The sequence below is a fragment of the Cupriavidus sp. SZY C1 genome (genome assembly GCF_032190535.1).
GTDB classification, from domain to species: Bacteria; Pseudomonadota; Gammaproteobacteria; order Burkholderiales; family Burkholderiaceae; genus Cupriavidus; species Cupriavidus pauculus_C.
Genome location: NZ_JAUANU010000008.1, coordinates 226,758 through 240,222, shown reverse-complemented (window position 1 = coordinate 240,222; position 13,465 = coordinate 226,758). Strand labels below are relative to the sequence as shown.

General features: G+C 65.3%; 10 protein-coding genes. 9 read left to right on the top strand and 1 reads right to left on the bottom strand.

Annotation, left to right across the window (positions count from 1 at the left end; all coding sequences use genetic code 11):
- From QTN24_RS15065 to tssJ, 9 genes are all read left to right on the top strand, one after another.
- Positions 1–1,506, top strand: a 1,506-nt coding sequence (locus QTN24_RS15065) for a glycoside hydrolase family 19 protein (RefSeq protein ID WP_409559032.1), incomplete at its 5' end; no start/stop codon positions are given.
- Positions 1,487–1,858, top strand: coding sequence for a hypothetical protein (locus QTN24_RS15060; protein WP_313837877.1), 372 nt, complete (start codon positions 1,487–1,489; stop codon positions 1,856–1,858). The genes QTN24_RS15065 and QTN24_RS15060, both read left to right, overlap by 20 nt.
- A gap of 4 nt (positions 1,859–1,862) precedes the next feature.
- Positions 1,863–2,351: a hypothetical protein gene (locus QTN24_RS15055; protein WP_313837876.1), complete on the top strand. Its 489-nt coding sequence runs from the start codon at positions 1,863–1,865 to the stop codon at positions 2,349–2,351.
- A 165-nt stretch (positions 2,352–2,516) separates the two neighbouring features.
- A complete protein-coding gene (locus tag QTN24_RS15050; RefSeq protein WP_313837875.1) occupies positions 2,517–3,806 on the top strand; it encodes a hypothetical protein in 1,290 nt (429 codons plus the stop codon).
- Positions 3,787–7,413 (top strand): ImcF-related family protein, encoded by a 3,627-nt coding sequence (locus QTN24_RS15045; protein WP_313837874.1) that lies wholly within the window; start codon positions 3,787–3,789, stop codon positions 7,411–7,413. The genes QTN24_RS15050 and QTN24_RS15045 overlap by 20 nt, the downstream gene beginning before the upstream one ends.
- A 5-nt stretch (positions 7,414–7,418) precedes the next feature.
- Positions 7,419–8,993, top strand: coding sequence for a type VI secretion system protein TssA (gene tssA / locus QTN24_RS15040; protein ID WP_313837873.1), 1,575 nt, complete (start codon positions 7,419–7,421; stop codon positions 8,991–8,993).
- A gap of 21 nt (positions 8,994–9,014) precedes the next feature.
- Entirely contained in the window at positions 9,015–10,835 is a 1,821-nt protein-coding gene (gene tssF, locus QTN24_RS15035; protein WP_313837872.1) for a type VI secretion system baseplate subunit TssF, read from the top strand.
- A gap of 68 nt (positions 10,836–10,903) precedes the next feature.
- A complete protein-coding gene (gene tssG, locus QTN24_RS15030; protein WP_313837891.1) occupies positions 10,904–11,899 on the top strand; it encodes a type VI secretion system baseplate subunit TssG in 996 nt (331 codons plus the stop codon).
- Positions 11,896–12,465, top strand: coding sequence for a type VI secretion system lipoprotein TssJ (gene tssJ / locus QTN24_RS15025; protein WP_313837871.1), 570 nt, complete (start codon positions 11,896–11,898; stop codon positions 12,463–12,465). Before tssG ends, tssJ begins: the two co-directional genes overlap by 4 nt.
- Before the next feature lie 243 nt (positions 12,466–12,708).
- Here the strand turns inward: tssJ and msrA are convergent, their stop codons facing one another.
- On the bottom strand, positions 12,709–13,461 hold the full coding sequence (gene msrA / locus QTN24_RS15020) for a peptide-methionine (S)-S-oxide reductase MsrA (RefSeq protein ID WP_313837870.1): 753 nt from the start codon (positions 13,459–13,461) through the stop codon (positions 12,709–12,711).
- Positions 13,462–13,465: the final 4 nt, after the last annotated feature.

Below are 13,465 nucleotides of genomic sequence, written 5' to 3'. Positions count from 1 at the left end.
CCAAGCGACGGCTATGAACTGCTGCGCTTCGGGCGGATTCTGTCGACACCGGCCACGTTGCCCACCGCATCCACCCCGCCTTCAAATGCATCCTCGCTCGGCAGAGGGGCCAATGCGCCGGTCACGCCAGTCAATCCCTGTGCAACCTGGATGCGCGTCGCTTTTGCAGCGGGCCAGCAGGGCTATATCGACGTCAGCCAACCGGCGATCGCGAAACTCTCGGACGCGGATTTTCCGTTCTTCAAGGGGTGGCAGAAACTCAGCGAGGAAAGCGGACCATTTGGCAACGACGGGCTCTGTGACATCGACGCGCTCAGGAAGATCCTGAGCGATGCGACCGAGGCGGTGAATGCACGGGGCGAACCCCATCCTAAAAAGGATGCCCTGGCTCACTACGTGAAGTCGAAAGATGGCATCCGTGCGAGTTTGCGAGGACTCATCTGCGAAGCGCCCAGTCAATGGGACCGTTCACAGAATGCAGCCCAATACGGAAAACTGAAAGAGGCCGGGGAGTTTTACCATGGCAACACCGCTGGATATGAGGGATTCATGAGTCGCCTGGAATCCCTTCAGTTCTGGGAGGCAACCGGCCTCCCTGCCGGAAACAAGCTCTGGTTCTTTCATCCACTGCAGTTTATCGAGGTTTTCCGCAGGTGTGGATGGTTGAGTGAGGCGGAACTCGCACAAATATATTTGGAGAAGCACTACAATTCCGCATCCAAAACAGGGGCAGAATATAAGGAGATGTACCGGATCCATATAAACCGAGTACTCCGCAAGTATGCCTTCGATAATAGCCCAAGGGCTGCTCATTTCTTCGGGCAGTGTGCTGTGGAGTCCCACTACATGATGGCCGTGCGAGAGAGCACGATTGCCGCGCCCGTCGCGGTGAAACGCAATCATTATTCTGTCGCTCCTGAAGTCAACGGATACTTGGATTCGCCCGAAGCGTTCATTATCGTTTTCGATAAATATCAGCGGAATGCCTCCCTTGCAAATACCGATTCGGGGGATGGTGTAAAGTTCCGCGGCCGGGGGTTCAAGCAAATTACGGGTAGATATAACTATAGTGAGTATTGGAAATATCGAGGATGGTTAAGGCAAAGTGATTATGATCCTGAGTGGTTCAAGACGGGGAAGCAGGGCCCCGAAATCCCCAATCCAGAAGTCATAGGTAATGATCCGTACTCGTGCGTCGACATAGCCGGTTTCTACTGCGTCCGATATCGCGTGACAAGAGAAGCTGATCTCGGGGTTACCGAAGACGCCTCGCGGGGAGTGACCAGCCGCGTTAACCATGGAGACACATCGTCCATTCTCCGGCGCTGGGAAGAAACGTGGCTAGCCTTCAAGATTTTGGGAGATAAAGATGAGACGCCTGATAATCGCAGGTATGTTGGCACTATGCTGCACGATGGCCCTGGCAGATCCTCGAATATTTTCCTGTTTCGAAAATTTTTCGGTCGAGAGGCGCTCCGATCGTCTTTTGGTTGTCCGTCAGGGTAACCGTGATATTGGCTTTGCAAGAACCAAACATCAGCTGGATGGTGGGAATTTCAATCGCGAGAATTCGCTTCTGGCGGTGTACGGCCTACCTGACCGAGCGGATTTGGTTAATCCGCAGGTAACGATGCTGACCGTATATGCCCTCCCAAAAAAGGGGAAACGATCGATGCGGAAGGTTTATGCCGGAATGTATGGGAGCGGGGTATATGACATTTCATTCAGCGTTGACAATCGACACATCGTTGTCGCTACGCGATTTGGCTACGTCACCATTGATATGAGGACGAAAAAATCGACTTTCCAGATGACGGATGAAATTGATTTGGAGTTGCAGGAATGTGATTCGAAGTAGTGAGATGAAAGTTCCAAAAATGATAGGCATGTTGGCGCTATGGTGCGAGGTGGCGCTGGCAGATTCTCGGGTAGTTTCCTGTTCCGAAGATTATTCGGTTGAGAGGCGCTCCGATCGTCTTTTGGTTCTGCGCCGCGATAACCGTGAGGTTGGCTTTGCAAGAACCAAACATCAACTGGATGGTGGGAATTTCAACCGCGAGAATTCGCTTGTGGCGGTGTATGGCCTACCTGATCGAGCAGATGTGGTTAATCCGCAGGCAACGATGCTGGCCGTATACGCCCTCCCAAAAAAAGGGAAACGATCGATGCGGAAAATCTATGCCGGAATGTTCGGAAGCAGAGTCTATGAAGTTTCATTCAGCGTCGACAATAGACACATCGTTGTCGCTACGCGATTGGGCTACGTCACCATTGATATGAGGACGAAAAAATCGACTTTCCAGATGACGGATGAAATTGATTTGGAGTTGCAGGAATGTGGTTCGAAGTAGTATGAAGCTGACAGCGTCGGTGTTATTTCTTGTTTTCATACCGCTGTTTCAGAAACGGCAGCAACGATGACTCACCTGATAATCCATCGCAATGACGTACCGCATATTGATTCTTGCAGACAAGACCTCCTTTCCGTTACGCCGACTCCTCACCTTTGTTAGCCCATGCCGATCGATCTGACAGTCGCGGGAGAGGCGAGCCGCTATCCCGAGCATGGACCCCGGTTGCTCCCATGGCTTGCCATCTGGCTGATTTGCTGCGGGATCGGGGCGGCCGGCGCGCTGCTTCTTTGGCCAGAGAGTGCGCCTGCGGCCGGTCCGAAGTTCTGGTTTTGTGCTGTCGGCGTGCCGAACCTCGTATTCGCCATCGTGCTGGGGATTGATCGCGCTGGCTTCGAGGCGCTATGGATTCGCGCGGCCTGTCGAAATCAGCTTCGAAGCCGATGGCTGGCCGACAAGGTGGCGCAGGCCCAGCGTCCGTTGCAGGTGCTTGGGATTGGATACAGCCTTCCACTTGGCGGTGATGATCTCAATGCCGTCATGGAGGCTGCACGCCCATTGGTGAGGGCCCAGGCGCCGCGCAGAGGAAGCGGCGTGATCCCACATAACCGGTTCGACGAGGACGCTGTCACGTTGTTGCCAGCGCCCGATGAGGATGCGTTTGGGATCCCCGCAGACGAATCCGAAGACAGCCATGTCGACAAGACTGAGGCGGTGGCCACCATTACGCTGAAAATCGTGGAGGCCCTGGGCCCGCTGTGCGCCAGCGTTCATGCATTGTCGCAGTACGGCCCCGAGTACGCCCCCGCAGTGCGTGTGCTTGCGACGCCGGATGTTGCTGCTGCACGCGTACTTCAAGTGGGTGAAGCGATGCGGCGGTCCGGTTTGCCCGAGTTGGAATGCCTTGCCGAGCCGGCCGCGCATGGATTCATGGTGATCGATGGCTGGCTCGACGCCGGGGAGCACCGGCCCCTGCTGATTATCGCCACGGTATGGCACGACAGCGAGCCGCCGGAGGGTAGCGCGGAAGGCTGCGTCGCGGTTTTACTGAATCCTGGTGCTTATCAGTTACCCGAGCCCGTTCGAGTGGGCGGATTGCTGCATCGGCCAGTAGCCGGCAAGACGGACGCGCTGGATGCGCTGCTGAAACTGGCATTGATCTGGGGCGGTACTGAATCAGCCGCTGTGCGGCGTGCATGGATTACCGGTGTGGGCGGCCAGCAAGCCATCGCGTTGCTGTCCGCGTGGAAGGCCGCAGCGCTGGAGCATCTGACGGACAACGACGGAAAACTTCGGCCGGATCGCATCGTCGGTGATGCGGGTTTTCTCAATCCCTGGCTTTCCGTTGCTGCGGCGATCGCGTCGGGCAAGGAAGGTCCACAACTGCTGGTGGACGCCGCCCAGGCGGTGGTTCTCCACGTAACGACATCTCCGCATGACGATTCCATCCAATAACGTGGATGTCCTGACATCCGCTACTGCAGCGTTGCCCCGATCTCGCATTGCCGTGGTTTGGGGGTGGCCGCTTGCGGCGGCAGCCATCGCCGCGTTCGCGGCAGGACTTGCCTGGTTCGCAGGCGACATGGTCGGCCTGCCGACGGTAGAAGGCAGGATAACTGCCTTGATATGGATTGGCGCCGTGCTGATCATCGCGGTGGCCCTGCATGTCTTCGCATTGCTCCTTGGCGCCTATGGTGCGGCCAAGCGAATGTTCTCCCATGAGACCGGAGAGAAGCCGGCAGAGCGGCCAGATCGCGACGCGCGCTTGCAGAACCTGTGCGATGCGTTACGCGTGCAGTGGGGGTGGCGCTGGCGTTATCGGCTGCCATGGCTGCTGGTCTGTGGAGACGATGCGCAGATCGATGCTGTTGCGCCGAATCTGAAACAGGCTGCGGTGCTGCAGGTTGCCGACATGATTCTGGTGCATCCGTCGCCCGACGGCATCGACGCGAAGGCGTGGCGCCAGCAACTGCGACGGCTACGGCGCCGGTGTCCGATAGATGCCGTCGTGCAGGTCGTAGACGAGCACCAGGACGCGCGCGCGGCGACCGAGCGTTTGCGGGCGTTGTCCACCATCGAAGCTGATCTTGGCTGGGCAGCACCTGTGTCGTTCCTTCACGCAGTCGAAGTGAACGGCGAGCGGCCGGAACAGGTTGAGGTGCTGGCCGTCTTCGCGCCCGACGCGGGCCGGTGTACATCCGGCGCGACCCAGGAGACGTTCGGCGATGCCTTGCGGACGCTGGAGTCCGGTCTTGCTTTCGCAGGCGTTCAACGGTGCGTCGCGCCTCGGCGAATGTCCTACCTCGCGCGTGTTTCGCACTATGTCAGCGCCAAACGCGCGTTGATCCTGGAGAGCTGGGAAGCGCTGTACATATCCAAGTGGCGTCGCGCGCCGCTGTCTGGTGTCGTGTTTGCGCCGCTGTTTCCGGCGCTAGTCCGTCCGATGCCCGTTCCGACAGAGCCTGCAGCGACGACCCAGGCTGGCGGATGGTTCAGGCCGCAGGAAGCATCTTCCGCCGCCGTCTATCCCGATATGGCCCAAGCGCACGCCATGACGTTCCTGGGTGCCTGGCAGGCAATCGGTGCGAATGCCCGCCACCATCGGGGCCGTCGTGTCGGGATTCACGCCAGCACCGTGGTGGCGATGCTGGCGCTTACCGCTATGGGCCTCTGGACCACCGCCATGCTCCTCGCCGCCGTCCAGAACCACCACGACCTGCGCACCGCCCGCCAGGCAGTGCAAGCCCTCCACACCGCGAGAACCAACCCCGAAACCCGCCTCCAGGCCCTCGACACCCTCCAGCAACACATCCAGCGCTACGAACACCGCCTGCAGAACTCCGCCCCTCTGTTCACCCGTTTCGGCATGAACCGCGACGCCGAGGCGCTGGCCGCGCTCTGGAAGCCCTACGCAGCCGCCAGCCATGCCGTGCTGGTCACGCCCGTGGTGCAGGACATGGAGGCGACGCTGGTCGATTTGTCGCAGTTGCAGGTCCAGGGACTGACCGACGAGACCAGCCGCTGGGCGCTCGATGGCCGGGATACCCTGAAGGCCTACCTGATGCTGGCCCATCCCGAGCGGGTCGAGCCAGACTTCCTTGCCCAGCAGCTTGCCCGGCACTGGTCCACCGAAGCCCGGATCCCGCCGGGCCGGAAGCAGGATCTGGCCGAGCGCTTGGCCCGGTTCTATGCCGATCATCTGCAGGCCCATCCCGACTGGCGTGTCACCCCGCGCGCGGAGTTGGTGGCTGGGGCGCGCCAGACGTTGCTGGCGGTAATCGGCGAGCGCAACGCGGTGGATACGATCTATCAGACGATTCTCGAAGGCGCCGGGCGCAAGTATCCCGACCTGACCCTGGCCGCGCTCGCCGCGGGCACCGACACCCGGGGCCTTGTCCGTGCCACCGGCGCCGTGCCGGGTGTCTTCACGCGGCAGGGCTACGAGGGCTACGTCGAGGCGGCGATCGAAAAAGCTACCCGCAGCCAGGACGTCGCCCACGACTGGGTGCTGACCGACGGTCAGGCGGAGGCCGCCCAATCGTCGCCCCAACCGTCAACTTCGGCCGATGCCTTGCGCGACGCCCTCGCGCAGCGCTACTTCGCCGACTATGCCGAGCATTGGCAGCAGTTCATGAACGGGTTGCAGTGGGAGCCGGCCACCACGCTGCCGGGCGTGGTCGACCAGCTCAAGTTGCTGGCCGACGCGCGCCAGTCGCCGGTGATCGCGCTGATGAAGTCGCTCGCGTACCAGGGTGGCGCCGGGGCGCGCAAGGATTCGCTGTCCGACACGCTGGTCGCCAAGGCCCAGGGCATCCTGGGCCGCAAGGACGAGGCCCCGGAAACCGTCCGCCCTGACCCCGCCGGCCCGCTCGGCGCAGCCTTCGGGCCGGTGCTGCGGCTCGCCGGGCAGCCGTCCACCGGCAATACGGGCGGCAGCGAACTGAGCCTGCAGCGCTATCTGGACCGTGTCACGGCGGTGCGACTGCGCCTGCAGCAGATGACCCAGAGCGCCGACGCCAACGCGCTGGCGCGCCAGATGGCGCAGTCGCTGTTCCAGGGCAAAGGGTCCGATCTGGCCGACACGCAGGCGTACGCGCGGCTCATGGCGGCCAGTCTCGGCGCCGAATGGGCCGGCATGGGCGAGACGCTGTTCGTGCGCCCGGTCGTGCAGGCCGAGCAGTCGGTGCTGCAGCCCGCGCAGGCGAGTCTGAACGAGGCGTGGCGCCGATCGATCGCGCTGCCGTGGCAACGCGCGTTTGCCGGCCGCTATCCGTTCGCGGCGACCGCCAACGACGCGTCGCTGCCCGAGTTGGCCCGCTACATCCGGCCGCAAAGTGGCCTGATCAACACGTTCCTGCTGGCCGAACTGGCCGGCGTGCTGGCGCTGCAGGGTGACCAGTGGGTGCCGGTGGGTAGCGGCACGGGGCTGACGTTCGACCCGGCGTTCCTGAAGTCGATCAACACGCTGCAGCGCATCGGCGCCCATCTGCTGGTGCAGGGCGAACCGAGGTACCAGTTCGAATTGCGCCCGATCCCGACGCCGGGCCTGACCGACACCCGGCTGACCCTGGACCGCCAGACGCTGCACTACTACAACCAGCGCGAGACGTGGCAGGCGATGTCGTGGCCGGCGGCCAACCTGCAGGAGCCGCGCACGCTGCTGCAATGGCAGACCGAGCGGGCCGGCACGAACAAGACGCTGGAGATCGAGGGCGTCTGGGCGTGGGTGCGGATGCTGGAACAGGCACGCGTGACGCCGATCGACAGCGCCACGGTGCAGCTGACCTTCCATGCGCGTCCCGACACCGGCGACTCCAGCCCGGGCATGGCAAAGCCCAGCCCGGAGCCCCCCGACAGCGCCGCCAGCCTGCTCCCGCGCGCCGAGCGAGTCGCCGCACCGGCCACGCTCGTCCATCCGATCCACTACCAGATGCGCACGGCCGTCGGCCGGGGTCCACTGGAGGCGCTGGAACTGCGCGATTTGCGTCTGCCGGAGCGGATCTTTGTGGATCGGGCGGCGCCGACCAGCCCGGCCCGGGCCTTCTATCCCATCTCGATGTAGCCGCCATGTTCAAACATCTTCTGGACGCCCTGTTCGGCACCCGCGCGCCGTCCGACCTCGCCCGCGCCACGCAGGCGAGCCTGGAACCCTGGCTGCAGCCGATCCGGCCCGATTGTCCGGTGGGCGACGACCCCGGGTACGACGACGACTTCCTCGCCATCAAGGAGGAAGTGGCCAAGCTGTCCGATATCGATGACAACCTCATCGTCGAACTGGCCGAGCGGCTGCTCAAGTCGGCGGCCAAGGACGTGCGACTGGCGGTGTACTACGCATATGGCCGGATGCGTCGCGATGGGGCCGAAGGCGTGGCCGCGGCGTTCGAGCTGCTGTCGGCGCTGATCGATCGCTTTGGCGACCAGTTGCTGCCCGCGCGCGCCGAGAGCCGGCGGGCCGCGCTGGAATGGCTGGCCGGGACGACGTTCACCGACCGGCTCGACCGCGTGCCGGGCCTGGTCGATGCCCGCCTGGAGCGCACGCTGTCGGCGCTGGCACTGATTCAGGAACACACCGCGCAATGGCCCGAGGCCGGCCGCCCCGCGCTGGAGCCGCTGTTCCGGCGCTTCGAGGGCAGGGTGGAATCGCCGGCCGCGAGCGATGCCGACCGGCCAAGCGACCCGGCGCGCACCGCCGCCGTGGCGCCGCCGCTGGCTGCGGGCGACGTGGCGTCCACGCGCGAGCTGCTCGACCGCGCGCGCCAGATGGCCGGCTTTCTGCGCGAGCAGCCCGACGGCTACCTCGCCGCCTGCCGGCTGATGCGCTGCGTTCGATGGGACACGCTGACCGAGCCGCCGCCGCACGAGGCGGGCGGCAAGACCCGCCTGATCGGACCGCGCGCCGAGCTGCGCGCGCACATGAAGCGCCTGGTCCTGCAGAAGCAATGGCCGGAACTGCTCGACCGCGTGGAGCAGGCGTTCGCGGAGGGCGCCAACCATTTCTGGCTCGACCTCCAGTACTACGCCTTCACCGCGCAGGACACGTCGGCCAACGCCAGCGCCCGCAGCCGCGACCTGCTGGCCACCGACTGCGCGCTGATGCTGGCGCGCCTGCCGGGCGTCGAACAGTTGCTGTTTGCCGATGGCACGCCGTTCGCCGACGACACCACGCTCGAATGGATCGCCCGCCATGCGACGGTGCGCGACATCGAGCGGGGCGATCCGGTGGCGCCGGTCGCGCTCGATTCGGCCAGCATGGACTGGGCCGAGACCGAGGCGCAGGCGGCGGACCTGGCCGCCCAGCAGAGCCTCGATGCCGCACTGGCGTGGTTGCAGGACCTGCCCGCCCGCGACGGCGAGCGTGACCGCTTCATGCGGCAGCTCGTGATGGCCCGCGTGGCCGAGCGCGCCGAACGGGCCGATACCGCGCTGCACCTGCTGACCGCGCTGGACCAGCGCGGCGGCCAGTTCCGGCTGGCCGCGTGGGAGCCGGCGCTGGCCTTCGAAGTCAAGCAGCAGCTGCTGCGCCTGCTGAAGTCCCGCATGACCCGCAAGGACGCCGACAAGCCCGCGCTGGCGCAGCGGATCGACACGCTGGCCGGGGAACTGACCGCGATCGACCCGGCCCGCGCCGTGGCGCTCGCCTGACCGCCGCACCGCCCATCTGCCATGAGCCAATTCACCCAAGACAACGACATCCTTCGTTACTACGAAGCCGAAATGCGCTACCTGCGCGAGGCGGGCAAGGAGTTTGCCCAGGCCTTCCCGGACCGCGCGCGCATGCTCAACATCGACCGGATCGGCGAGCGCGACCCCCACGTGGAGCGATTGTTCGAGGGCTTCGCGTTCCTGATGGGCCGGCTGCGGCACAAGCTGGACGACGAACTGCCGGAGCTGACCGAGGGGCTGGTCAGCATGCTGTGGCCGCACTACCTGCGCATGATCCCGTCGCTGTCGATCCTGGAGATGATCCCGGCGGCCGGCACGCTGCAGCGGCACGAGACGCTGCCGGCCGGGCTGGAAGTCGTGTCCGATCCCGTGCCGCTGGACGCCCACGGCGGCCCGGCCGACACCGTGTCGTGCACGTACCGCACGACCCAGCCCGTCGATCTCTACCCGCTGCGCATGGCCGAGGCCGGCACCTATGCGCGCGAGGATGGCCGCTCGGTGATCCGCCTGCGGCTGGCCCTGCAGGTCCAGTCGCGGCGGGAGCAACGCGACGTGCCGCGCCTGCGGATGTACCTGCATGCCGACCGGCCCGTGGCGCTGGCGCTTCATGCCGCGCTGACCGCGCCGCCGCTGGCCGTGCAGGTGCGCATGCCGGGGCATCCGTCCGACCGGCCGGGCGCGCCCCAGCCGATGCCGGGACTGCGGCTGGAGCCGGTGGGCTTTGGCCCCGCCGAGCGGCTCTGGCCCAAGGCCGACAACGCGTTCGGCGGCTACCAGTTGCTGCTCGAATACTTCACGTTCCCCGAGAAGTTCATGTTCGTCGACCTCGTCGGCCTCGACCTGGACGCCGTGCCCGACGACAGCGCCTTCGTCGACATCGAGATCGTGCTGGCAAAGCCGTTTCCGGACGACATGCGGTTCACGGCCGACAATATCCGGCTCTACTGCACGCCGATCATCAACCTGTTCGACCTGGAAGCCGACCCGATCACGGTCAACCAGTTCGACACCGAGTACCGCGTGCGGGCCATGGAGCACCACGGCAAGCACGTGGAGCCGTACTCGGTGGATACCGTGCGCGGCTTCGAGGCCGAGACCGGCGCGCGCTTCGAATATGCGCCGTTCGCGGCGTTCCGGCACCGGGGCGGAATGCTGCGCCACGAGATGCCCGAGCGCTACTTCCACACGCGGATGCGGCGTGGGCCGTCGGGCCGCTTCGACACGTGGCTGGTGCTGGGCGGCCATGCCTGGGAGCACAAGGACGCGCTGCCCCGCGAGACGCTGTCGCTGTCGGTGACCGGCACCAACGGCATGCTGCCGCGCAAGGGGCTGCGCGAGGCCGGCATCACGCGGATGCGCGGCGGCTTTACCCATATCGCGGCGGTGCGCAACCTGACCGCGCCCACGCTGCCCGTCTACCCGCCGACGCGGGACCGCTTCCATTGGCGCGTGCTGTCGCATCTGGCGCCCAACTACCTGTCGCTGCTCGACGCCGAGGTGCTGCGCGGCAGCCTGGCGCTCTACGACTGGACCGACGGCGAGCTGAACCGTCGCCGGATCGACGGCATCCGGCACGTGCGCCACCGGCCGTTGCAGAAGCTGGTGCGCGGCGGCCTGCTGCGTGGCGTGGAGATCGAGGTGACGCTGGACAGCACGCGGTTTGCGGGAGAAGGCGACATCGGCCTGTTCGGCGAACTGCTGAACCGCTTCCTGTCGCTGTATGCCACCGTGAACCTGTACACGCGGCTGGTCATCGTGTCGCAGCCCAGCGGCAAGCGGCAGCAATGGCCAGACAGCAAGGGCGAGGGGGCACCGTTTTGAGCGAAGCCGACCTGCGCACAGACGACGCCGCGCCGTTGCTGGGCGCGCTGCTGGCCCACGCGCCGCGCATGCATTTCTTCCGGCTGTGCGAACTGCTGGAACTGGCCGACCCGGCGCGCGCCCCGCTGGGCACCACCGATTCGCCGGCCCACGAGCCGGTGCGGTTCCGCGCGAGCGGGCGGCTCGGGTTCCCGGGGCGCGAGATCGACACGGTCGAGATCGACGCCGACGCGCCCGCCCGGCCGCCGACGGTCCGCACCACATTCCTGGGCCTGCATGGCGTGGACGCGCGCATGCCGTCGTATTTCGTCGACGAGGTCGCGCAGCGCCGCGATGGCGCCGAGCCGCTGGCGGCGTTCCTGGACCTGTTCCACCACCGCATCGTCACGCAGTTCTATCGCGCGGGGCGCAAGTATCGCTATCCGGTGGGCTTTCGCAAGGACGGCGGCGACGAGGTGTCGCGCTACCTGCTCAGCTTCCTGGGCCTGGGCCTGGCGCCCCGGCCGGGCGGGCGCGACGTGCCCACGCAGACGCTGCTGTCGATGCTCGGGCTGGCCAGCCAGCGCACGCGCACGGCGGAGGGGCTGGCCGGCGTGTTGCAGCACGCGGTGCCGGACGCGGCGGTCCGGGTGGAGGAATTCCATCCGGTCTGGATCCGCATCGACACGCCGGAGCCGATGCCGCTGGGCGAGAACTGCGTGCTGGGGCGCGGCTTCCGCGACCGGGCCAATACCGTGCGGGTGGTGATCACGCCGTCGGCGCGCGAGACGGTGCTGGACCTCGTGCCCGGCCGGCCGATGCACCGCGCGGTCATGGCGCTGCTGCGCTTCTACCTGGGCCACGAAGCCGATGCTCAGCTCGAAATGCACGTGCGCCGGCCGCTGATGCCGGCGCCGGGGCTCAACGCGCCGGACGTCCGCCTTGGCTACACGTCGCAACTGCCGGCACCGACGGCTGATGCCGACAGCCCGCCCGGGCGACTGACCCGCGTAAGGCTGGGCACATGGCGGGGCAGCATGCCGCCGGCCAGCCATCCGCATGAACCGATAGGAACCACAAGATGACGATGACAATCAGGTACGTGGCTGCCGCCGTGGGCGCGGCCCTGCTGGCCGGCTGCGGGGTAGGGCAGGCCGTCAAGGACAGCACGGTCGATGCCGCCAAATGGGCGTTCACGACGCAGGTCAAGGCCATGAATGTCGACCTGGTCAGCCGGTCGGCGCTGAACACGGACGGGCAGGGCAAGTCGCTGTCGACCGTGGTGCGGCTGTACCAGTTGAAGTCGCCGCAGGCGTTCGAGCAGATGGACTATGCCGATTTCCAGAACGACGATCTCGACCGCCTGCAGGCCGACCTGCTGGCGACGAAGGATGTCGTGCTGCGGCCGGACACGGCGGCAAGCATCAGCGAGCCGATGGACGAGGATGCCGACTACGTGGGCGTCGTCGCCTTCTTCCGGCGCGCGGACGCCCCGGCCGTCTGGAAGATCGTGCTGCCCCGCAAGCAGTGGAAGGACACCGACCCGGTGAAGATCGTGGTGAGCGACAACGTGCTGGAGGTGATCGGCACCAAGCCTGCGCGTGTCACGTCGCCGGCACCACAACGGGGCGCCCCGCCGGCGGCAGGTTGAAGCCCGCGCACGGCAACCTTTCCTTACATCTCCGACATTGTTCTGCGTCATAGATCGTCTAGCCTTGACCCCATTGCTTCCAACAGAAAAGCCGCACGACGGTGTTGCATCGTGCGGCTGCATTTTTTACCGATGACCTGGCGAGACGTACTGCTGATCGGATTTGGCTGGATTGGGGCCTGCGTGGCCGCGGGATGGGTAGTGACGGCGGCAGTCCGGCTGCTGGAGTGAACGGCCCGCGCCTCACCTGGCCGTCTTGGCGCCCGATACCAGCACCGGATCGTTCCGATAGACGTCCGGGAACATCTTCTTCAGGTTGCCGATCTTCGGCAGGTCGTTGAAGACGATGTACATGTCGTTCGGGTTCCGCGTCAGATAGTCCTGGTGATAGCTTTCGGCCGCATAGAACGGCTTGCCGGGCTCCACGCGCGTGACGATTGGCGACGGGTACGCCTTGGCCGCGCCAAGCTGGGCGATGTAGGCGTCGGCGATGCGCTTCTGCTCGGCCGTTAGCGGAAAGATCGCCGAACGATACTGCGTGCCGTGGTCCGGGCCCTGGTAGTTGAGCTGGGTTGGATTGTGCGCCACCGAGAAGAAAATCTGCAGCAGCTTGCCGTAGCTGATCTGCGTGGGGTCATAGCGCACCTCGACGGACTCCGCGTGCCCCGTGCGGCCCGTGCCCACCTTTTCGTACTGCGCGGTATTGGCCGCGCCGCCGGCGTAACCGGATGTGACGAGTGTTACGCCGCGTACATGCTGGAACACCCCCTGCACCCCCCAGAAACACCCGCCGGCAAAGATGGCCGTCGCGCTATGGCTCGCGTCGGCCTTCTCGTCGACGGTTGGCGCGGGAATGCGCACGGCGTCCTCGGCGGACAGGGCGGGCACGCGCCAGGTGGTGGCCACGGCCGCCAGCATGGCCAGGCCCATCATCTTGAGCGTGGTGGGGCGGGTCCAGCGTTGCAGCAGGGTCAAAGTGTTCGGGGTCGCTTTCATGGTT